The sequence below is a fragment of the Candidatus Vicinibacter proximus genome (assembly GCA_016713905.1).
Taxonomy (GTDB): Bacteria; Bacteroidota; Bacteroidia; order Chitinophagales; family Saprospiraceae; genus Vicinibacter; species Vicinibacter proximus.
The window spans coordinates 564010-586623 of record JADJOE010000001.1 but is presented as its reverse complement, the minus strand read 5'-3'; the positions used below and the strand labels follow the sequence as shown (position 1 = coordinate 586623).

Sequence of the window (22614 nt, the reverse complement as noted above, 5' to 3'; positions counted from 1 at the left end):
TTACTGTCCAAAAGATGATCCGTACTAAAGGAATTGTACTTAAAGTATTAAAATACAGGGAATCCAGCTTAATTCTTGATATTTTCACTGAGGATTTGGGATTACATTCCTTTCTTATTAATGGTGTTTTTAAGAAAGGGGATCAAAGGCTTGCGGCCATTTTAAGTGTCGGAAACATCATAGAGTTAGTTGCCTATTTTAGCGAACAAAAAAATTTACACCGATTAAAAGAGGTGAATTACGCCTATGTCTACAATGACCTATATTATAATCTTATAAAATCAGCAATATCTACTTTCATTCTGGAAATTTGTCGTAAAACAATAAAAGACCACCATCCCAATCCTGAGCTTTTTCAATTCATTCAAAGATGTCTGATTATTCTGGATAAGCAAGAAATAGTTGATTCTGACTTCCATCTAAAATTTTTAATCAGATTAACCAAGATTCTCGGATTCCAACCTGAGAATAATTTTTCTGACTCAAACAATGCATTTGATTTAGAAAATGGTCAGTTTTGTTCCTACTTGATTCAAAGCCCATATCACCTTGAGCCAGTTTTAAGTCAATATATGCATCTACTTTTAAGTGAAACTGATGCTCAACAGACCCTTCCAATAAAACTGAATAATTTACATAGAAGAAAATTATTAGATGGAATTTTACTTTACTATAGGATTCACATAGAAAATTTTGGATTGCTTAATTCTCCTGATATTTTTAAATCAATTCTATAGTAGGAGTATTTAATCTATACTTGAAATCACTCTATGCAAATCCTGTCTATAGGCTTTTACGGCAGGCCATATTGCAGAAAAAGCACCTATTAAAAGTCCCCCGGCAATAATCTTCATTTCGTCCATTGAAAAATATTTGCCAGTAACATTGTACTTCTCCCCCAATTTAAAATATACTGACGCTACTTCCAAACTACCATGTGCTATTAGAAATGCAACAGAAATTCCTATAATACTTATGATTAGTCCCTCTAGCATCATTAATGTGAATAAACGAACTTTTCCTGCTCCTCCCAACCTCATGATTGCCATTTCTATCTTTCTTTCTTCAAATGCCTGAAACAAATTTATGATGATGGCAAAAGTTGCTAACAACCCAAGTATCCATCCAATAATATTGAACAATTCGCTTGCAGAACCACTAAGCTCATATAATCTGCTGATTTCAATCGCCGGATTAACAGCCATAAGTCCTGTGTTTTGATTAATGTTTCTGCCAAAATTCAAGGCTTGTATATTATTGCCTTTAAATTTTAAAAGTAAGGCGGTTATTTCTCCAGAACTGTTTCTCAAATTTTCTAATGAGTTAACATTTTGTGGTAGGCCATCAAATTCGTGATGGTCAAGTTCTTCTTTGTTTTCTTCTTCTTTTTCGTCATGATGCATTGACCAATAACTGGATATATTGGTAAATATTAATCTGTCCTTTATTGTTCCACTTGGCAATAATATTCCTTTGACAATAAGTTGCTGTTCATGTTCGTGGGAAGCATCTTCTTTTACTAATCCATGATTGGATTGAAACTTATCTCCAAGTTTTAATTTTTGTAATTTTGAAACTTCTGAACCAAGAACAGCATCAAAATCATTAGCGAAGAAAGAACCCTCACTTAATTGCAATTGCATAAATGGAAAATACTCAAGTGTAGTTCCGATAATTCGATAATCTTCATAACTATCCCCACTAGAAATTGGAATGCTACTTTCAATTACCGGATGCTTAGGATTTAAAAATGGTTTTATCTCATCTGAAGAAATATTTCCAGTAGGCGCATCCACATACATTACATTACACATAACGGATTGTAACGGACTTCCTTTACTACATAAAATGAGGTCTATATTTTCACTGCTTTTTCCCAAATGTTGACTAAATTGTTCATTCACCAGCAGTATTAATAAACTCAAACTTGCTGCTACACTCATTAATAGGACCACAAATAGAAATCTTGCTGGTCTAGTACTTAGATTTTTCCACGCTAGGTAAAATAGACTCATTGCAAAATAATCTGGTTTGAAAATTTGGTCTTCAATCTTGAATCATGACTGACCACTACTAAAGATGTTTTTTGATCCCGACAACTGGTCATTAAGACTTCAGCAATCATTTCTGCATTAACATCATCCAGAGATGATGTCGGTTCATCAGCCAAAATTAAATCGGGCTCGGTGACCAACGCCCTGATGAACATTAGTCGCTGCTGCTCGCCAAGGGACAAGGAAAAGGTCTTTCTGTTTTTTAAGGACAACAGATTAAATTTCTCTAACCAGCTGCTTACAATTTTGATGTCTTTATTTTTTCCTGCCAATTGCCTCGCCAAGAATAGATTCTCCAATACGGATAAAGATTTAATAAATATTGGCTTCTGCAAACATATTCCTATATGTTGTCCTCGGAAATAATCCAATTCAAACTTTGATAAGTTATGGATATTCTGATTCAAAATTTCCACAATGCCCAGAGTTGGGGTTATAAGTCCACAAAGTAAATGGAGCAAACTGGTTTTCCCACAACCAGATGGACCATGTATTAAGAGTGTCTCTCCTTTAACCAAAAGTAAGTCCGGAAATCTCATCGATTTTCCATTCTTAAAATCAATTCCCAATCCTTGGGTTTGAAGAATCATAGTTATAAAACAAATTAAAAAATTATCACCATTAAGGTAAATGGAAAATCATTTTTATTATCTTGTAAGATACATATATCGCTTAGAATCCAAATCTCTAAAAAATGGATCGTGTAGATCTTTTATATAATAAATAGCTTCACCAGTAGATTTCATTTCTGGGCCAAGACTTATGTCTACACCAGGAAATTTGTTAAATGAAAATACAGGAACTTTAATTGCATAACCTTTGAGTTTATGGGTTATTGAAAAGTCCTTTAGCTTATGTGTGCCTAACATTACTTTGGTAGCAATATTCAAGTATGGTACTTCATAAGCTTTAGCAATAAATGGTGTGGTTCTTGATGCTCTTGGATTAGCCTCGATTACATAAACTTGTTCCCCTTTGATTGCAAACTGAATATTGATCAAACCTTTAATTTCTAATTTAAAGGCAATTCTTTTTGCATACTCGATCATGGTCTCAACACTTTTAGCTGAAAGACTGTAGGTAGGTAATACTGCAGAACTGTCTCCTGAGTGTATTCCGGCGGGTTCAATATGTTCCATGATGCCCATAATATGAACCTCTTCTCCATCACAGATGGCATCAATCTCTGCTTCTTTTGCCCTTTCTAGGAATTGGTCTATCAGCACTTTATTGTCTGGCATATGTTTGAAAATAGAAAGTACATGTCTTTCCAATTCCTCATCGTTAATTACAATTCTCATCCTCTGGCCTCCTAGTACATAGGACGGTCTAACCAAAACCGGATACGAAATTTTTCGCGCAACTTCAAGAGCTTCATCTGCATCCGTTGCGACACCATAAATCGGATAAGGAATTTCCATTTCTTTGAGTAAATCTGAAAATCTACCCCTATCCTCTGCAATGTCCATGCTGTTGAAACTTGTGCCAACCAATTGAATACCTTTGTTGTGAATCTTCTCGGCTAATTTCAATGCAGTTTGGCCACCTAATTGGACTATTATTCCATCTGGTTTTTCATGGTCAATGATCTCTTCAATATGCTCCCAATATATGGGTTCAAAATATAGTTTATCCGCTAAATCAAAATCTGTTGAAACTGTTTCTGGATTACAATTCACCATGATCGCCTCCATCCCTGTTTCTTTGATGGCCATAACTCCATGGACACAACAGTAGTCAAATTCAATTCCTTGTCCTATCCTGTTAGGTCCAGAACCCAAAACAATTATTTTTTTTCTGTCTGTGTTTACAATACTTTCATTTTCCTGGTCATAACAGGAATAATAATATGGCGTTTTTGCAGGAAACTCTGCAGCGCAGGTGTCCACTGTTTTATAAATTCTATGCAGGCCAATTTTTTTACGATACGATGTTACATCCTTATCCTCTACTCGTAAAATCCAGGCGATTTGAGAATCAGAGTAACCATTTTTCTTTAATTCAAGAAAAAAGTCTACGGGAATGTCTTCAGGAAGATTGTATTTCAACAATTGTTCTTCCATTTGCACAAGTTTCTTTATTTCTCGTATAAACCATGGATCTATCCCAGTTAATTTTTGAACAGTCTTTTCAGGTACACCAAGCCGAAGAGCATCCTTAAGTCGGTAAATTCGGTCATCACTAACTTTTTCTAATCTCTCCAGAATATCTTGGGTGTTGAACCACTCTTTTTTATCTGCACCTAATCCATGACGATCATTCTCCTGACTCTGACAGGCCTTCTGTAGTGCTTCATTGAAACAACGCCCAATGGCCATTACCTCCCCAACAGATTTCATCTGTAATCCTAATCTAGAATCTGCACCCCAGAATTTTTCAAAATTCCACCTGGGCATTTTGACAATGACATAATCCAGAGAAGGCTCAAACAAGGCGCTTGTTGTTCCTGTGATTTGATTTTTCAATTCATCCAAGGTGTATCCGAGGGCTAGTTTTGCAGCAATTTTGGCAATTGGATATCCTGTAGCTTTGCTTGCCAAAGCACTGGAACGACTTACTCTGGGATTAATTTCTACGGCAATTAATTCCTCATTTGACGGGTTTTGAGCAAACTGAACATTACACCCGCCGGAAAAATTGCCTAAAGACCTCATCATTCTTATAGCCTGGTCCCTCATCATTTGAAAACCTGTATCCGACAAAGTCATGGCAGGTGCAACAGTAATAGAATCTCCGGTGTGGATGCCCATAGGATCGAGATTTTCAACTGTGCAAATGATCACCACATTATCATTTTGATCCCTCAACAATTCCAGTTCAAATTCTTTCCAGCCCAAAACTGCTTTTTCAACCAACACCTCATGGGTGGGGGATGCGTCTAAACCACGTCGTAATGCTTCATCAAATTGCTCCTGTTTATGCACAAAGCTACCACCAGTTCCGCCCAAAGTAAATGAAGGCCTGATGACGAGTGGAAAGCCAATGTGCTGTGCAGCTTCTTTACCTTCTAGAAAAGAATTGGCAATTTGGGATGGAGCTACGCCTATCCCCAATTTTAGCATATGTGCTCTAAATTTCTCTCGGTCTTCAGTTAGTTCGATAGCCTCAATATCGACTCCAATCATTCTTACATTATACCTCTGCCAAATGTTTTGCTTATCCGCTTCAATCGCGAGATTCAAAGCGGTCTGCCCGCCCATTGTGGGCAATACGGCATCTATTTGTCTTTCTTCAAGAATTTTTATAATGCTTTCAATCGTAAGTGGCCAGAGATAGATATGGTCTGCCATTAACGGATCAGTCATGATGGTTGCGGGATTGGAGTTGATCAAACTTACTTCTATCCCTTCTTCTCTTAATGATCTTGCTGCTTGCGTTCCTGAATAATCAAATTCGCAGGCTTGGCCTATGATGATTGGCCCGCTTCCAATAATCAGAACGGATTTTATTGAACTATCCTTGGGCATAATAAAATTTGCGCAAAGATAAGTCGTCAAGGTCATTACATATTTAAAAAATCAAATACCAAGAAATCAAGATCCGGGTATATTTTTTTAAAAAAATTAATGTTTTTTGCTAAACATGACAAAATGTAAGTCATTTTTTTGTTAATTTTTTGCAAATGAAATCGAATTTTGATTAAAACTCATCTTTTGACAGAAAAATCTGACAGATTTTCAACTTTATTTGATTGGCACAGTTTTAATGGTCTGAGTGTGTCCTCAAGGGACAGTTTATTGTCTAATTTTTTTTAAAATTTATATTTTATGAAACCAATTAATGATAGAGTAATTGTAAAACCGGCGGCGGCCGATGAAAAAACAAAGGGAGGAATCATTATTCCGGATACTGCGAAAGAAAAGCCACAAAGAGGAGAGGTAATCGCAGTTGGACCAGGCAAAGAAGGAAATATGATGACGGTTACAAAAGGGGACATCGTGCTTTATGGGAAGTATGCAGGTCAGGAGTTTTCATATAAAGGTGTAGATTACCTGATTATGAGAGAAGATGACATTTTAGTGATCATTGAATAATTAAATCATTTAAACATATTATTAAAAATTTATATATTATGGCAAAAGACATTAATTTCAATAGTGAAGCCAGAGAAAAGTTGAAGAGCGGAATTGACAAACTGGCGAATGCGGTTAAAGTAACACTAGGTCCTAAAGGGCGAAATGTGGTAATACAGAAATCCTTTGGTGCACCTCAAATCACTAAAGACGGTGTCACCGTTGCAAAGGAAGTTGAACTGGAAGATGCAGTAGAAAACATGGGTGCACAAATGATTAAAGAAGTAGCATCCAAAACTGCTGATATTGCTGGAGATGGAACTACAACGGCAACCGTCTTAGCTCAATCTATGGTGAATGCCGGACTTAAATATGTTACCGGTGGTTCTAATCCAATGGATTTGAAAAGAGGTATTGATAAAGCAGTAATGGCCGTCACAGCTGATTTAAAAAAACAATCTGAGCAAATTGGAAACGACTTTAATAAAATAAAGCAAGTTGGATCAATATCTGCGAACAATGATGAGGAGATCGGGGGTTTAATTGCAGATGCCATGAAGAGGGTAACAAAAGATGGTGTAATTACTGTCGAAGAAGCTAAAGGAACGCATACTTATGTGGACGAAGTTATAGGAATGCAGTTTGACAGAGGTTATCTATCTCCATATTTTATTACGAATGCAGAAAAAATGATCGCAGAGTATGATAACCCATATATTCTGATCACTGATAAAAAAATCTCCAACATGCAGGAGATCGTGCCTATTCTTGAGAAGGTTGTTTCTTCCGGAAGGCCATTATTGATTATTGCTGAAGATGTAGACAGTCAGGCACTCGGTGTTCTGGTAGTCAACAGACTTAGAGCAAACCTAAAAGTAGTTGCGGTAAAGGCGCCTGGCTTTGGAGACCGAAGAAAGGCAATGCTTGAAGATATTGCCGTGCTTACTAATGGTACTGTAATTTCAGATGAAAAAGGATACAAACTGGAGAGTACTGAATTAGAGCATCTTGGACAGGCTGAAAAGATCGAAGTAGACAAAGACAATACCACTTTGGTTAATGGCAAGGGTACCAAAAAGATGATTGAGGCAAGAATTAATCAAATTAAACAACAGATAGAAAGCACAACTTCCGATTACGACAAAGAAAAACTTCAGGAAAGATTGGCAAAGCTTGCAGGTGGTGTTGCTGTTTTATATGTTGGAGCAGCCACAGAGGTTGAAATGAAGGAGAAAAAAGACCGTGTGGATGATGCTTTACATGCTACCCGAGCTGCAGTTGAAGAAGGAATCGTTGCAGGTGGTGGCGTTGCTTTGGTTAGAGCCATTGATTCCTTAGAAAAAATCAAAAATGTTGTTAACGAAGATGAAAAATTCGGTATCGACATCGTTAGGAAGGCACTTGAAGCTCCTCTCAGAGTGATCGCTGAAAACTCAGGTGATGAAGCTTCAGTAGTGGTTATGCACGTTAAGGCAAAGAAGGGCGCATATGGTTACAATGCACGCACAGGGCAATATGAAGATCTCAAAAAAGCAGGTGTTATAGACCCTACTAAAGTGACACGCATTGCATTGGAAAATGCTGCTTCGATAGCTGCGATGTTATTAATGACAGAATGTGTTATTAGTGACAAACCTAAAGAAGATAAAGGTCACGCTCACGCACATCCGGGAGGCATGGATGGCATGATGTAATCTTTTGCAAATTGTAGAATCTTAATAACGGGTGGGCATTTTTGCTTACCCGTTTTTTTTTAATTTACACTATAAAAGCTCCGATTAAAATAGACACTAAAAGTCCTACCAATACCACAACAGAATATACCAGGATTGAAATAAAAGCTTTAAAGACAGTTGTTAGAATTTTTTGTTTATGCAATAAATTTAAAGCAAAGAATTGATACAAGAGAAATCCCCAAAAGAGATAAGTATATATCCAATCCATATCTAAAAAGATATCAAAAACAAACACAATAATTAAATAGGCGAACACCGCAGTATGAAAATGAATGGAATAAATTAGATACTCATAATAGTTTTTTCCCCTTCGAAAATAAAGCAGAAATATTATCATTCCAAAAAATGGCATAAGAAAGAACATTGCCATAGTTGTATTTTTAACAAATGTATGTACTAGATTTATTCCAAATGTTTTACTGTCTTTTTTTGCTTTCAGGTATTGCACTAAAAATTGTCTGTAGATAAAATTGTTGGGAACCTTTTTTATCGCCAGTATGGAGTCGAAATTTATATCCTTTAATGGTCTTTTTATTAATTCTTCCAACTCATTTTTAGTGAGTTGAAATCCCTGACTAAGGCCAAAATTTACATCTCCTGAATCTTGCATATTTTCATTTGCTTTTGGACTTTGCTTAGGGTCAGAATCCTTGATAGTATCCAATTTCCGTTTAAAAGAAGAATCCAATTTTACAACATCGGAATCACTCGTATCTACGTACTGTCCGTCCTTAAAGACAACTAATCCTGAATTTTCATTAGTTGTTATGTTTTCTGTTATCCTGTTTGTAAATCTATTGATGAATACAAAAAAAATGACACTGATGAATATATATAACCTGACAGGGGGAACAAATCGTGCTCGTTTGTTTTCAAGAAATTCAAGGGTCATCCTGCCTGGATAAAACAATAAGTATTTTAGACTTAAGAAAACTTTAGTATCAAAATGAAACAATGATTCAAAGAATTCTAAAAATAAATGCTTAAATGGCTGATTAGGCGCGTGATTTTCTTGTCCACAGGAGGGGCAAAAATTCTCTCCATGATTAAAATTATACCCACAATTTGAGCATTTAATAGTTTTTATCCTTTTCCTTGCCATTGTCCAACTACCAAATTTGTAAGGTGTTAAATACTAATCGCTTGGAAAGATATTAAAAATTGATCAAGTAGACCTAATGGTATAAAAAATATCCCCTGGTTGCACTTACCGAATGCTTTGACAGCATGCCGAAAACCAGGGGATCAATTAGACTACTTCATCTTCAAATAATCGGTTTTAATAATATATACTCCATAGTAGTCTAAAATTTATGTGTGGATAAACACTTAATAATTTTGAAAGATTCTGATCAAATAAAAAACCGGATCATCACAACGGAAAGGAGTTGGTCATTTAAACGCTCCTTTCCGAGTCATGATTACCATCCTTAAAGATGCTATTCTGATTTAATTGTTGGCTCAACAGATTTCGCTCAGTCATGTCGCAGGCGATGGTAAACTCCTCGCTGTTATTTGGGCATAAGGACGGAGATAAAAAAACTTCTCCACCACCTGCGGCATGCAAATATCCAGGTCGAGATATCTGAGCGAACGAAAAATCTAATACAAAAACTACATTTAAATAGAGGACAAAAATTCTTATTATTGGAATCGGCATAATCAAAATATATTGATGTTAAAACCTAAAAGTTATAAGGATATGCCGTAAGGATGACACAATGATATGATCAATCTTAAACCTGTGCAAATAAAAATGAGAATTTAACTGAAAAATCAGGGAAAACCCAGATAAAATAATTTGGGTATATCAGGGTAAACCCTGAGTTTTCCTAATTTATAATCCCAAATTAATAAATTTCACTGCCTTAATTATTAATGAATTTTCAAATAGTTACAAAATAAAATATAGCTTCGCTGCAGAAACAGTATGCCTATATTTATCCAAAAAAAAATATTGTCAGATATTCATTTTTTAATCTGGCAAATAAGTGAGCCTGAATCCTTTTTTCGGGCTTCATTTCCATGGGCAGAAAATGAACTTACCCGGTTGGTTGAAGTTCATCCAAAAAGAAGATTGGAGTACTTGGCATCTAGGTATGTGCTGTATACTTTTACGGGAACTACAGGAAGTCCTGAATTTATTAAGAATGAATTCGGCAAACTAAATTTTAAACAAACCAATAGGTTTCTCTCCATCTCACATTCAGGGGAATACACTGGTTTTGTTACCGGACCATATGAAGTTGGATTAGATATCCAGATGCTTGATGCAAAGATCATTCGCATTCTCCACAAATATCTAAGTACTGACGAACTGGAATTTCTAAACAATAATTTTTTGAACCATCCTGACCTAGTTATTGCTGCTACACTCTGCTGGTGTGCCAAAGAAGCCGTCTATAAAGCACATGGAAAAAGGGGTATACAATTTAACACACAGATTTACCTTAAATTACTTGTGGAACAAAACACACTAGTGATTCATTCAGCATCCTTATATTTGGCCGATGATACCATCCATTATGCAATTTATCACGAGGTTGGAGCAAACTTTTGCTATCTGGTGGCCACTAAGGACAGCTAACTTCTCATGGGTAGCAATTATAATTTTGATATTCTCTTGCCGAAATAATGAATCCGGAATCAGGGCTGTGCAGGATCAAAAGAAAAATAGCTTTGAATTTCTACCAGAGGATTTTAAGAATTTTTATACCCAGTTTCATGCGGACAGTGTTTTCCAGATCAACCATATTTTTTTTCCTTTGGAGGGTTTACCAAATCATGCTGATCCGGCTTTTATAGGGGGCGAAAAATTTTTTTGGTCAGCAGATCAATGGATATTTCAAAAATCAGACTTTCAAGGAGACCATACTTTTGAATCTGATTACCTCAATCTTAAAGATGTACTTATTGAAGAAAAAATAAAAGATATCCACAATGATCTTATTTTGATAAGAAGATTTGCCAAAACCGGCGATGGCTGGAGACTGATATATTATGCTGGTATGAATAAATACAGCAGCGTTAAAATTCAATAGAAATTTTAGTACAGACTATTTGAATACCGTATCTTTATTTAAAATTAAGCTTTATGTCGATAATAAGACCTTTCAATATTTATCAATGGATTGAGGACCATAGGAGTGAATTGAAGCCTCCTGTGGGAAATAGAAACCTCTATCATGAAGCGGGAGATTTCATCGTGATGATTGTGGCTGGACCAAATGCCCGTAAGGATTATCATTATAACGAAACAGAAGAATGGTATTTTCAAATTGAAGGAGATGTGACTGTCAGAATTCAAGAGGATGGCAAACCTGTTGATATACCTATAAGGCAAGGTGAAATGTTTCTTTTACCTGCCAATACGCCCCACTCACCCATAAGACCTGAAGGAACCATTGGTCTGGTTATTGAATGTAAACGTAAGCCGGGTGAAAATGATGGATTATTGTGGTTTTGTGAAAAATGTAATGAAAAATTACACGAAAGCTATTTTCCTTTAGAAAATATTGAAAAAGATTTTATTCCAAGATTTAAAGAATATTATGCTTCAGAATCTATGAGAACTTGCAAAAAATGTGGCGCTGTTATGGAAACTGACCCCCGATTTGTGAGCTAATAACAGAAAAATACTTTGATTAAAGCTTACTTCACTTCTGATTTTCACCTTGGTGATTCCTCTAAAATAGTTTCCCGCCTAAGAGAAGCATTGATTGTGGAATGGATGGATAAAATATCACATGATGCAACCCATCTTTTTCTTGTAGGGGATGTATTTGATTTTTGGTTTGATTATAAAAAAGTTGTTCCCAAAGGGTACATCAGAATACTTGGTAAAATAGCCGAGCTTAAAGACAAAGGAATTGATGTACGTTTTTTTACTGGGAATCATGATCTTTGGATGAAAGATTATTTGTGGACAGAGCTGGGCATTCCAATTTACCAAAAACCAATCTTGGAAAATTTAGGTAGTAAAAAGTTTTTAATTGGACATGGAGATGGGCTTGGACCCGGTGACTATGGCTATAAAAGATTGAAAAAATTGTTTAAAAACCCGCTTGCCCAATGGTTATTCCGGTGGATTCACCCTGATATTGGGATTAGCCTGGCTAATTACTTTTCAGGAAAAAGCAGAGAGGCACAGGCACCTGTCCAAAAATATTTAGGTCCTGATAAAGAATGGTTAATCCAATATGTTCAAAAAAAACATCCCACTATTCAGGCAGATTATTATATTTTTGGACATCGCCACCTGCCCATTGATTACAATATTTATGGTACACAATCACGTTATGTAAATTTGGGAGATTGGTTAAATTTTCAATCTTATGCAGAGTTTGACGGGTCTTCACTTCAGCTGAAATTTTATAAAAATGATAAAGGAGTGGTTTATTCATAGTATATTTTTGTTCTTACTTTGCAATATTGGCACTTCCCAAAAATATTTATTTCAGGATTCCTTTTTACTCAGCGCTTCTTCATTATATCTGGACAAGTTAAATCAAATTTATGCTTTTAAAAAAGGTAGTTCACATTTATTCAAACTGAACGAAGATTGGTCCACAAATCAGGAGCTTTCGAGTCCTTTTCTAAGTGAATATGTTACTTTGGATGTTAGTGACCCCATGAAAATTATGTTGTTCTTTCCATCCTATTCAAGTGTTCAAATTCTAGATGAAAGTTTGGGAACTCTATCAGATGAATTTTATTCTAATTTTAATTTAGAAAGTGCCATATGTTTTTTTAGCACAACTCAATACTGTTATTTTTCTGAAGGAAAAATACATGTTAAAAATATACTAGATCAAAGAATTGTTAACAGTGAATCCATATATTATGAGCGGGAAAATGAAATTACAACTTCGATTTTAAAAACAAATGGTAAAGAGATTTTTCTGTTGCTACCGGGTATCGGGCTTTGGCAGTTTTCTGCATTCCTGAATGAAGAATTTTTTGTGGAAGACAGTAAAATTAAATATATTGATTTGAAAGACAATATATTGTTTTACCTAAAGGATAATCGAATTTATTCTTGGAATCCCGGAGCCAGACCGTCTGAACCTATCTATACAAGCAATGCCAAAATCAGCTCATTTGCAGTCAACACAAAGTATTTGCTTATTGCAGAGGAAAATCTGATCCGCAGATTTCGGTGGAAAAATTAAACCTACTGATTTTAGGTGGTAAATTTATTATCGAAAAAATATTATTTTAAGTGCTTGATTTCTTATAAAATACTGTGGATAGAAGGTCAATCTTCTTATTAATTCTTAAGAAAAGATTTTACTAAATTACCAGATGGAAATTTGACTATCAAATGATAAAACCCATGTTCCAAATTTGAAACATCAATTTTACCGTTTAAAGAAACTAATCCCTGCAACACTTCCTGTCCAACAAGATCGATGATTTGATATCCTTGAGATCCTTTATAATCAGACGTCAAATTTATATAATCTGAGACTGGGTTTGGGCTAAGTGTAATGCTTCTGTTAAGCGTATTCTCGGTTGAAGATATTGTGTTTTGAAAAAATACACTTTTTGACGCTCTAAGGACATTGTCGAGCGTATTTTTACCATTGTCATTGGCAGCTAAGCCTACAAAATAAAATCTAATGCTATCTCCGGTTAAACTTGTCGGAGCCTTCCAGCTAAAAGAATAAACTGATTCCCCATTCGTTAATGCTCTGGCACTAATTTGCCTTATATACTGTCTGTTAAAAGTTCTACCAATAGCAACACTGGATCCTGGTCCTGCAACAAAGGTCCCTGATCTCATGTTTTGAGGATCAAGACTAGTTATTTCAAAACCAGAGGTAATTGCATTACTCTTCTGAACAAAATTCAAATTGTATGTCTGCCCCGGAGAAATGGTATCAGGTAAGCCCTCTATGTTAACAGTTCCGGTAAAATTTCCTCCACTGTGGCATGTGGACTTGGCACAAGTTAATTCTCCCGGAGCTCCTGTGACCTCTAACTCGGGATTGCGAGGCTCCATTACCGATTGTACAAAAAGGAAAAGAATAAGTGAAGAAAAAGTTATAAATTTCATATTGAATTTAAGTTTTGAAATAAAGGGCAAATCTAATTATTTGTACTTGAATCCAAATGTTAATGTTATTAATTTAAAAATCTAATATATAAATTTACCTTAATTATAAAATTAAATTTTGTATATTTTTAATTTACTTTATATTATTTCAATTACAAATACAATTATTCAGATTTACAGAATTTAAAATAATAAGGAAAATTGGCTTAAACCTTTTTTAAGGATGAACATATCATACAGTTTGATAAACCTAAGAGAAAGATATATTGTTAATATTCATCAGGATGCAGCAATTCCTGTTAAGTGAAATTATTTTTGCAGAATAAGCGTTGTGACTAATTATATATAAGGTATGGAATGGAATCAAAATTACTATGATCTGCTGATTTTAAAATTGGATCAGTTTACGAGGAAGTTCTACCTTAATAAGCTATTAAGGGGGTCTATATACTTTATTGGTATGCTTACCCTGGCCTTTATTTTGGTCACATTGTTGGAGCACCAATTTTATTTCAGTAAAATAACACGGAAAATTCTTTTCTATTCTTTTCTTGGTTTAACCGGTTTAGCTTTTTACAGTTGGATCATAAGCCCTTTTTTACATTATATGAGGTTAGGTAAAATGATTAGTCATGAAGAGGCCTCTCGTATAATTGGTACTCACTTCAAGGATGTAAAGGATAAACTGTTAAATGTACTTCAGCTGAAATCTCAGTCCATTAATTTCAGCGATAAAAGTCTGATTGAAGCGAGTATAAATCAAAAAGCCTCAGAATTAAGGCCTATTCCTTTTGTAGCTGCGATTGATCTATCCAATAACAGAAAATATATTCGGTATGCACTAATTCCTGTATCCTTACTTATGGGAATAATCTTTCTGGCCCCAAGCCTCATCAAGGATTCAACGACCCGAATAATACAGAATAATAAAGATTTTTCAAAAGAAGCTCCTTTCAGTTTTGGACTTGACGATCAAAAACTTGAAGTAATTCAGAATGAGGACTTTGAACTAAATGTTTCTGTCTCAGGTAATTTTTTACCTTCAGAAGCATATATTGAGTATGATAATTTTCAATACAGACTTAGACCTGGAGAGGATGCAGGTACATATCATTACACATTTGGAAATGTCCAAAAAGATATTAAATTCAGGATCTACTCCGGAGAAATCAAATCAGAGGAGTTTACCCTTGAAGTGATACTTAAGCCTGTAATTTCGTCTTTTGAGGTCTATCTTGAATATCCATCGTATACTGGTAGAAAAAATGAACATCTAAAAAATACAGGTGGGTTGATTGTACCGGTTGGCACCAAGGTTAGCTGGAATGTGAATACAGAAAACACAGATCAATTGCAATTCCGGCTTTCTGAATCAAACCAAAAATCAGAAAGCAGCAAGAGGTCCGAAAATGAATTTCAATTCTCTACAAGGATTATGAAAGACCAGAGTTATACCTTGTATTTGAATAATCTTAAATTATCCAGGCCTGATACCATTCAATATCAAATAACTGCTATAGCAGATCAATATCCACTCATAAATGTAGAATCGTTTGAAGACAGTACGCAAGCCAATATAATTTATTTCGGAGGAGAACTCACAGATGATTATGGATTGAAAGATCTAAGCTTTAATTATCAGATCAAAACCAAATCGGGTAAATCTCTCCCTGAAAAAATTGTTAAAGTGGGATTCAATGGGGGAAAGGCATCAACGTTTCGTCATTTAATGGACATGGAAGAATTAGGACTTATGTCAGGAGATCATATTTCATTTTATTTTGAGGTTTGGGACAATGATGGGGTCAATGGTAGTAAGTCTACCAGAAGTACGATTATGGAACATCATTTGGCCAGTCAGGAAGAATTGGCGCAAAAAGAAGAAACGAATAGTGAGGATATTAAAAAGAATCTTGAAGAAGCTGTTAAAGAAGCACAAAAGCTCCAAGATAAGCTGGATGAGTATAGAAGCAAATTACGTCAGAAAAAAGATCTTGAGTGGCAAAATAAAAAGGATCTCGAAAAACTTGTAAAACAACAGGAGGAGATTCAGCAAAAATTTGAGAAAGCTCAGAAAAAATTTGAAGAGAACATAAAAAAACAAGAACAACATAGTAATCCTGATGAAAAATTACAGGAAAAGCAACAAAAACTTCAGGAACATTTTAATGAGAGCATGAATAAAGAGATGCAGCAATTGATGAACCAGATTCAACAATTGATGCAAGAGTTACAAAAGGATCAAGCCATTCAAATGACCGAACAATTTCAGAATAAAAGTGAGGACATGAAAAAAGAAATGGATCGCTTACTTGAATTGTTTAAACAGCTTGAACTTGAAAAAAACATTAAAGATCAGATTGACAAATTAAGGGAGTTGGCTAATGAACAAATGGAGCTCAAGGATAAAACTGAGAAGAAGACCGAAGATCCATCATCCCTTAAAAAGCAACAAGAGGATATCAATAAGAAATTTGATGACCTAAAGAAAAAGCAGGAGGAGATTCAGAAAAAAAATCAAGAGCTTGAGCAGCCCAAGAAGATAGAAGATCAAAAAAAGAATGCTGAGGAGGCGCAAAAAAGTCTTGAAAAAGCAAAGGATAAGTTGGAGAAAAAAGAAAATGACGGTGCGTCAAAAGATCAAAAAGAAGGTGCAGATAAAATGAATGAAATGGCTGACCAAATGGAAAGTCAAATGGACCAAAATGAAAAGGAACAAGAAGAAGAAGATATAAAGGTTCTCAGGCAGTTATTGGAGAATCTTGTGGGATTGTCTTTTGAACAGGAATTGTTATCAAAATCATTTGAACAAACCAATATCCAATCTCCAAAATATGTTAACCTGGTGCAAGAACAGTTCAAGTTAAAAACAAATTTTAAGTTAATACAAGACACCTTGGAGGCCTTGAGTAAAAGAGTAGTTGAAATAGAGTCCTTTGTCGGGGAAAAGGTTTCAGAAATTAATGAAAATTTTGGAAAAAGCATAGAAAAACTTGAAGATAGGCAAGTGCAGTTGGCCAATACCCATCAGGGAAAGATCATGAAAAATGTGAATGATCTTGCAGTGATGTTATCTGAGACTATGAATAACAAACAAAAAGAACAAAATTCATCCTGTAATAAACCTGGAAGTAAATCATGTAAAAAGCCCGGCAAGAGCAAATCGCCAAAAGGGAAGAAGGGAAAGGTTCCAATGGATAAAATTGTTGAAGGGCAACAAAAGGTAGGTGAGGAATTGAAAAAACTGGGTGAAAAAAGCAAAAAGGGTGAGGGGAAACTGAGTAAAGAATTTGCTGAAATGGCGGCTGAACAAGCCAAGTTAAGGAAAATGCTAGAGGACTTTGAAAAGGAGAAAAAAGAACAGGGTCTCGGCTCCCAGGAAATGAAAGAGGCTATTGACCAAATGAATAAAACAGAGAAGGAACTGGTCAACAAGCAGCTCACAAATGAAACGCTTAAAAGACAACAAGAAATCACAACAAGATTGTTGGAAGCAGAGCGTGCTGAAAGAGAAAGAGAATATAAAGAAGAACGTAAATCAGAAACTGGTACGAAAATTGAACGTGACTTCCCTGCCGGACTTGAAGATTATCTAAAACAACGTCAGGCAGAAACTGAATGGTTCCAGCACGTATCACCGGATTTGAGACCTTTTTACAAGAAACTGGTCGAAGAATATTTCAATCGTACAAAGAAGCAAGGATGATTAGAATTGCTTCTATACCGAATAATATTGCGATGATTGAAAAATACCTTATAGGTATTTTTGAAGAATACAAGATTGATCAGAAGCACTATCACAATGTATTCATTTCCATAACTGAGGCAGTCAACAATGCCATAATTCATGGAAATAGAGAAGATGCAAATAAATTTGTTCACATCAACAGTGAAAAAAAACACCGTTGTATTTCTTTTAGGATTTCAGATGAAGGTCGTGGTTTTGATCCAAATACAATTCCTGATCCTACCCTACCTGAAAATTTGGAAAGATGCGGAGGAAGAGGAGTTTTTTTAATGCATAAACTTTCTAACAAAGTAGCTTTTTCCGATAATGGAAGAACTGTTGAAATAGAGTTTGAGATTTGAGCATAGCCAACTTTCTATTTTTCGTCAATATCCCTTCTCGACATTTGTCAACTTTAGTTATTTGGAAACTAGTTTTATTAAACTTCCTGATTCTAAGATGTCAGTTTGTTTTAGACCATTAAGAATTGCTAATTCTTCATACCGTTTAACATCCTGGTTATTTAATTTCAACACCTCCTTAAAGGTCATTTTGTTTGGAACAGTTTTAACTGCAATACGATCTGGTTTAACATTTATTTTCGTTTGATCAGTTAGCTTTTTAAAACCATCCATACATTGTAAAAACTGTGATTCAAAATTGCCAAAATCGTTTGGTGCTGCAGCACCAATAAAGTTATAAATCAGATTATCATATTGAATAAGTGTGCTCACTACTTTAAGGGTGTTAACATTGGTTGACTGACCTTGAGAATTTTGATCGGGAATTTGTTCTGCCAGTAATCTTATGGCGGACATACCATTGATTTGAATATTTTCTTGTTTGATCAAATTTAAATTAAAATTTTTAAGGATAGATTTGGCTGCATTCATCAAATCTTTATCAGATGATAGGGAAAAAATCAACAATGCCTTTTGATCTTTAGATCCAAATTGAACTTGTGCAGGTGAATTTTGGTAGGTCCAATCTTTTGGGGCAGGAAATTGAAATTTTAGTTCAGGATGATAAAAATTATCATTTTCCTTGTACCCTTGTCGAGGATCCGGTCCATAAACCATGCCATCTAATCTTTTGATGTAACTATTTCTTTCCACTTTTGTGGCAGCAGTATATTGTTTTTGTGCTTCAGTTGCCAGCTCATTCACCTTAGTAAAACGATTTCCCGGATCAGGATGGGTAGATAGAAAAGATGGAATCCTTGCTCCGGCTGCGTCAGATACTCTTCCAAGGGTTTGAAAAAATTCAGCCATATGATGCGCATCATATCCAACCTTTGAAGAATATTCAACCCCAAGTTTATCAGATTGCGTTTCATTGTCTCTACTAAATTTAAGAAACATTAATTGCATACCTGTATTTGCAAGATTGCCAAATTGCCTGAACTTTGGAGATAATATCATCCCGGCAGTCAATCCAATTTGAGCGATAGTTTGTTTTGTGTATTGCTCATTGGCATGTCTGGCGGTGACGTGGCCAATTTCATGACCCAAAACGCCCATCAATTGGGCCTCATCATTAAAATGTGCCAATATTCCGCGGGTAAAATAAATATATCCACCCGGTACTGCAAAAGCATTGACCACCTCAGAATCAATAACTCTGAATTGGAATCCCAATGTAGGACGATGTGAAATTTTAGCCATTGCCTGTCCCTTTTCACGAAGAAACCTTTGCCAACTTGAATCCGGATACATTCCAAACTCAGCTTGTATCTGTGGATCAGATTCAAGCCCCAAAGCTTTTTCTTGAGATTCGGACATTAAAGACAACTCCTTTTTTCCGGTAACCGGATTACGAGAACATGTGGTCATGAAAAGACCTAGCATGATGAACAACAAACTTCTATACTGTAGGTACATAAAAAAAAATCTAAAACGGAAAATGAAACCGATCTTTAAATAAGACAAACCCAAATAATGAGCCGATTATATTAACGAAAATCCCAATATGGCAATAAAATTATCTTACAATCTTGTTTTTAATACGATCTACAAGGCCTGGAGATAAATGTGGTCGATGTATGTTTTCTCTTATTTTAGAACGAATCAATCGCTCCCGAATAAGCTCACTCTGACCATTAGGGTCCTTTTGTATTTGAGTCAGAAAACTGTCCTGATCTTCAGGGCTCATGTCGTGATCTAAATAGGAGGTAATTTTTTTTCTGATTTCAGCAAAGTTAAATTGGTCCATACAAAATCGTTTATCCGACAAAAAAGCTATTATTAAAACTGCCCAGAAACAACCGGGCACGTAAATTCTATTCACTTAAATCCTGATCATCATGCCCACCTCTATGGTCCTTGTAACCCATTGTTTTGGCATATGTATTTAATTTTTCTTTCAGCATATTCCTGGCTCGAAAGAGTCTACTCCTTACTGTTCCAATTGGAACATCTATGATTTTTGAGATTTCTTCGTAGCTAAAATCTTCAATATCACAGAGTAAAATGACAGTTCTGAAGTCCTCAGGCAATGAATTCATTGCAGCAGTAACCTCATCACCCATCATATGATCAAAGAGCTCTTCCCTCAAATCAAAATAACTAGCTAAAGGCGCGTCATCACCATCGTGGTATCCGGACACCTCTTCATAATCAACTTGTATCGGACGTTTATTCTTCTTCCGATAATCGTTGATGTACGCATTCTTCAGAATCTTAAACAACCAAGCCTTTGCATTAGTTCCCTCTTCATACTTATCTATAAATTTAAAGGCTTTAAGGTAAGTCTCCTGAACAAGGTCGGCGGCATTCTCTTCGTTATAAGTTAAGTGGAAAGCAAAAGTATTTAATGCTTCAATATGAGGCAAAAACTCAAGCTCAAAACGTTCATGTGGGCTAAGCTTCTTCAATTCCATTGTTTGTTTTGCAAAGAAAGTGATTTTTATCCAAAATCCTTAAAGGATATCATCAATGAAAGTTAATTTTAAGCGAACAAATAAACTGGTTCAAAAATGTTAAAATGCCTACTCATCATATTGGGATTGATTCCTTTAAGCCAACAGCAGGTTCCTGACAAAAACCCCATGGAATTAGGAACAGTTCATTGGAATAGAAATCTTGAAGAAGCTCAAAATAAAGCTGTCCAGAATAAAAAACCAATCTTTATACTCTTTCAGGAAATCCCGGGTTGTAGCACATGTAAATATTATGGTTCAGAAGTCCTGTCACACCCATTAATTGTTGAAGCTATAGAAAGTTACTTTATTCCTTTGGCCATCCACAATAATAAATCTGGTAAGGATCAGATAGCATTAGACTATTTTAAAGAACCTTCTTGGAACAATCCGGTAGTAAGGATTGTACATCCGGATTTAAGTCCATTGGTAGATCGATTAAGTGGAAATTATACGGCATTTGGGTTGGTTGCAAAAATCACCGCAGCACTATTGAAAAGCGGCCATAAAATTCCCGATTATCTTAATTTATTGGAGGAGGAACTAATGGCCAAAGCATTAGGGACAGAAAAGGCGTTTTTGGGAATGTTTTGTTTTTGGAGCGGTGAAAAAAATTACGCCCAATTGGATGGTGTCATTGGCACAAGAGCTGGTTTTATAAATGGCGCAGAAGTGGTTGAAGTGAAATACAATCCAAATAAAATTAGTTTAGAACAATTAATAGCACATGGAAAAAAATCAAATAATGCAGATAGAATCTATGTGGATAATCCGAATGTCTCAAATATTAAAAATATCGATATCAAACATGTAAAATTGGGTGAATTTAAAGTTGATCCTGAATTAAAGTATTACTTATTTAATTCTTTATATAAATACGTTCCAATGAGCGAACTTCAGGCGACTAGAATCAATAAACTTCTTAGTGAAAATAAAAATCCAGATCATCTACTATCACCAAATCAGAAAAAAATATTTGAAAAAATAAAATTTAACTCAACGAATAAAATGCAAAACCTTATAGGTTTAGATATTTATAAAGCCTTTTCAGTTGCGGAAATGCAATTACGTAAATCATAATAAAAAACGAATTGCTGAGAAATAAATACAGGCTATTTAGAAAATATGCCGACTCCGATCAATCCTTTCTCATTTATTTATTGAAATCCTTCTGGATTAATGTAATTAAAAAAAGAACTATAATTTCATGGACTGATCAAATTAAATGGATTGTAGATTCAAGATTTCAGTCTTCAAAAAATCCATTTTATTATAATCATGTTGAACAGGAGGAATTTATAATCCTTTCCAAAATATTAAAAGAAGGTGACGTTTTTTATGATATTGGCGCAAACGTTGGCTTGTATAGCATTTTTCTTGCCGCCAAATATAAAATAAAGTGTTACGCATTCGAACCTGATGAACACGCCGCCATATTAAATGAGCAAAATCAAATACTTAACTCAATTACACATCTGGTTACCGTATTTCCATTTGCAATAAGTGATGTAAATGGGTTTACTGAATTTAGTACTGATTTAGGAATTAACAATAAAATTATTTCAAATGGATGCAGAAAAACAGTAGAAACTAATAGACTAGATAATTTAAACCATCTGACTAAACCACATGCGATAAAAATTGATACAGAAGGCCATGAGTTAAATATCCTTCTAGGCGCTTCATCCATATTAAGTAGTCCGCAATTAAAATTATTAATATTGGAATACGATAAAACGGAAATACATAAAATTATAAATCTTTTAAAAACATATCAATTTGAACCTGCAAGCTTAGAAGATGGAAATTTGAAATTAAACACAAAATTGCATCCGACAAGATCTGGCAATATGATATTTATTCGAAGAAAGTTAATTGTATAAAAAAAGCCCTTAATCTTAATACTTAAAGGCTTTTGAAGAGCAATTCCAGCTAAGCTACCTTGCTCTTTGACTGTAGTCCTTAATTCTGTCAATGGTACCCGATTTTGGATAGAAAAGCACATCCGGAAGAAAACTCTTGGCTTTTTTCAAGAAATTCATTTCCTCCTTGAGGCACTTATCAACCTCTGCTATTTCTTCGAGAAGTATCCTCTCTTCTAAGGAACAT

The 22614-nt window shown here is 35.0% G+C and carries 21 protein-coding genes; 12 read left to right on the top strand and 9 right to left on the bottom strand.

The annotated features are described in order from the left end of the window. Nucleotides 1-14: 14 nt before the first annotated feature. Nucleotides 15-737, top strand: a complete 723-nt coding sequence (gene recO, locus IPJ83_02435; GenBank protein MBK7879406.1) for a DNA repair protein RecO — start codon at nt 15-17, stop codon at nt 735-737. Nucleotides 738-746: 9 nt separating this feature from the next. On the opposite strand, the gene IPJ83_02430 is transcribed toward recO, so the two are convergent. From IPJ83_02430 to carB, 3 genes are read right to left on the bottom strand one after another with little or no spacing between them, the layout of a single operon-like run. Continuing rightward, nucleotides 747-2015 (bottom strand): hypothetical protein, encoded by a 1269-nt coding sequence (locus tag IPJ83_02430; GenBank protein MBK7879405.1) that lies wholly within the window; start codon nt 2013-2015, stop codon nt 747-749. Continuing rightward, nucleotides 2012-2644 (bottom strand): ATP-binding cassette domain-containing protein, encoded by a 633-nt coding sequence (locus IPJ83_02425; protein MBK7879404.1) that lies wholly within the window; start codon nt 2642-2644, stop codon nt 2012-2014. Before IPJ83_02425 ends, IPJ83_02430 begins: the two co-directional genes overlap by 4 nt. Nucleotides 2645-2701: 57 nt before the next feature. Further along, nucleotides 2702-5521, bottom strand: a complete 2820-nt coding sequence (gene carB, locus IPJ83_02420) for a carbamoyl-phosphate synthase large subunit (protein ID MBK7879403.1) — start codon at nt 5519-5521, stop codon at nt 2702-2704. Nucleotides 5522-5821: 300 nt separating this feature from the next. On the opposite strand from carB, the gene IPJ83_02415 reads away from it, so the two are divergent. Both IPJ83_02415 and groL read left to right on the top strand, forming a co-directional pair. Beyond that, a complete protein-coding gene (locus IPJ83_02415; protein MBK7879402.1) occupies nt 5822-6088 on the top strand; it encodes a co-chaperone GroES in 267 nt (88 codons plus the stop codon). A 38-nt stretch (nt 6089-6126) separates the two neighbouring features. After that, entirely contained in the window at nt 6127-7761 is a 1635-nt protein-coding gene (groL, locus tag IPJ83_02410; GenBank protein ID MBK7879401.1) for a chaperonin GroEL, read from the top strand. Nucleotides 7762-7825: 64 nt separating this feature from the next. On the opposite strand, the gene IPJ83_02405 is transcribed toward groL, so the two are convergent. Further along, nucleotides 7826-8905 (bottom strand): DUF3667 domain-containing protein, encoded by a 1080-nt coding sequence (locus tag IPJ83_02405; protein ID MBK7879400.1) that lies wholly within the window; start codon nt 8903-8905, stop codon nt 7826-7828. A 294-nt stretch (nt 8906-9199) separates the two neighbouring features. Further along, nucleotides 9200-9463: a hypothetical protein gene (locus IPJ83_02400; protein MBK7879399.1), complete on the bottom strand. Its 264-nt coding sequence runs from the start codon at nt 9461-9463 to the stop codon at nt 9200-9202. A 297-nt stretch (nt 9464-9760) separates the two neighbouring features. Between IPJ83_02400 and IPJ83_02395 the strand changes: the two genes are divergently transcribed. The 5 genes from IPJ83_02395 to IPJ83_02375 are packed head-to-tail and all read left to right on the top strand — an operon-like array spanning nt 9761 to nt 12974. After that, nucleotides 9761-10390 (top strand): 4'-phosphopantetheinyl transferase superfamily protein, encoded by a 630-nt coding sequence (locus IPJ83_02395; GenBank protein ID MBK7879398.1) that lies wholly within the window; start codon nt 9761-9763, stop codon nt 10388-10390. A 25-nt stretch (nt 10391-10415) separates the two neighbouring features. Continuing rightward, nucleotides 10416-10844: a hypothetical protein gene (locus tag IPJ83_02390; GenBank protein MBK7879397.1), complete on the top strand. Its 429-nt coding sequence runs from the start codon at nt 10416-10418 to the stop codon at nt 10842-10844. Between the two features lie 53 nt (nt 10845-10897). Next, nucleotides 10898-11428, top strand: a complete 531-nt coding sequence (locus IPJ83_02385; protein MBK7879396.1) for a 3-hydroxyanthranilate 3,4-dioxygenase — start codon at nt 10898-10900, stop codon at nt 11426-11428. Between the two features lie 18 nt (nt 11429-11446). Then, nucleotides 11447-12208, top strand: coding sequence for a UDP-2,3-diacylglucosamine diphosphatase (locus tag IPJ83_02380; GenBank protein ID MBK7879395.1), 762 nt, complete (start codon nt 11447-11449; stop codon nt 12206-12208). Further along, a complete protein-coding gene (locus tag IPJ83_02375) occupies nt 12183-12974 on the top strand; it encodes a hypothetical protein (GenBank protein ID MBK7879394.1) in 792 nt (263 codons plus the stop codon). The genes IPJ83_02380 and IPJ83_02375 overlap by 26 nt, the downstream gene beginning before the upstream one ends. Before the next feature lie 98 nt (nt 12975-13072). Here IPJ83_02375 and IPJ83_02370 read toward each other — a convergent pair whose 3' ends face one another. Beyond that, the gene (locus tag IPJ83_02370; protein MBK7879393.1) at nt 13073-13861 is read right to left on the bottom strand and encodes a T9SS type A sorting domain-containing protein; all 789 of its coding nucleotides are present in this window, start codon (nt 13859-13861) and stop codon (nt 13073-13075) included. A gap of 352 nt (nt 13862-14213) precedes the next feature. On the opposite strand from IPJ83_02370, the gene IPJ83_02365 reads away from it, so the two are divergent. Then, on the top strand, nt 14214-17567 hold the full coding sequence (locus tag IPJ83_02365; GenBank protein ID MBK7879392.1) for a DUF4175 domain-containing protein: 3354 nt from the start codon (nt 14214-14216) through the stop codon (nt 17565-17567). Next, complete coding sequence (locus tag IPJ83_02360; GenBank protein MBK7879391.1) at nt 17564-17950, top strand: ATP-binding protein; 387 nt, start codon at nt 17564-17566, stop codon at nt 17948-17950. The genes IPJ83_02365 and IPJ83_02360 overlap by 4 nt, the downstream gene beginning before the upstream one ends. Nucleotides 17951-18007: 57 nt before the next feature. Here IPJ83_02360 and IPJ83_02355 read toward each other — a convergent pair whose 3' ends face one another. From IPJ83_02355 to IPJ83_02345, 3 genes are all read right to left on the bottom strand, one after another. Beyond that, entirely contained in the window at nt 18008-19468 is a 1461-nt protein-coding gene (locus IPJ83_02355; protein ID MBK7879390.1) for a M48 family metalloprotease, read from the bottom strand. Nucleotides 19469-19568: 100 nt separating this feature from the next. Next, nucleotides 19569-19799, bottom strand: a complete 231-nt coding sequence (locus IPJ83_02350) for a hypothetical protein (GenBank protein ID MBK7879389.1) — start codon at nt 19797-19799, stop codon at nt 19569-19571. A 67-nt stretch (nt 19800-19866) separates the two neighbouring features. Continuing rightward, on the bottom strand, nt 19867-20466 hold the full coding sequence (locus IPJ83_02345; GenBank protein ID MBK7879388.1) for a sigma-70 family RNA polymerase sigma factor: 600 nt from the start codon (nt 20464-20466) through the stop codon (nt 19867-19869). A 96-nt stretch (nt 20467-20562) separates the two neighbouring features. Between IPJ83_02345 and IPJ83_02340 the strand changes: the two genes are divergently transcribed. Together IPJ83_02340 and IPJ83_02335 are read left to right on the top strand one after the other, a co-directional pair. Next, nucleotides 20563-21585 carry a thioredoxin family protein gene (locus tag IPJ83_02340; GenBank protein ID MBK7879387.1) on the top strand — a complete coding sequence of 341 codons (1023 nt, stop codon included), beginning with the start codon at nt 20563-20565 and terminating at the stop codon, nt 21583-21585. Nucleotides 21586-21596: 11 nt separating this feature from the next. Further along, complete coding sequence (locus IPJ83_02335; protein ID MBK7879386.1) at nt 21597-22388, top strand: FkbM family methyltransferase; 792 nt, start codon at nt 21597-21599, stop codon at nt 22386-22388. Nucleotides 22389-22614 lie beyond the last annotated feature (226 nt).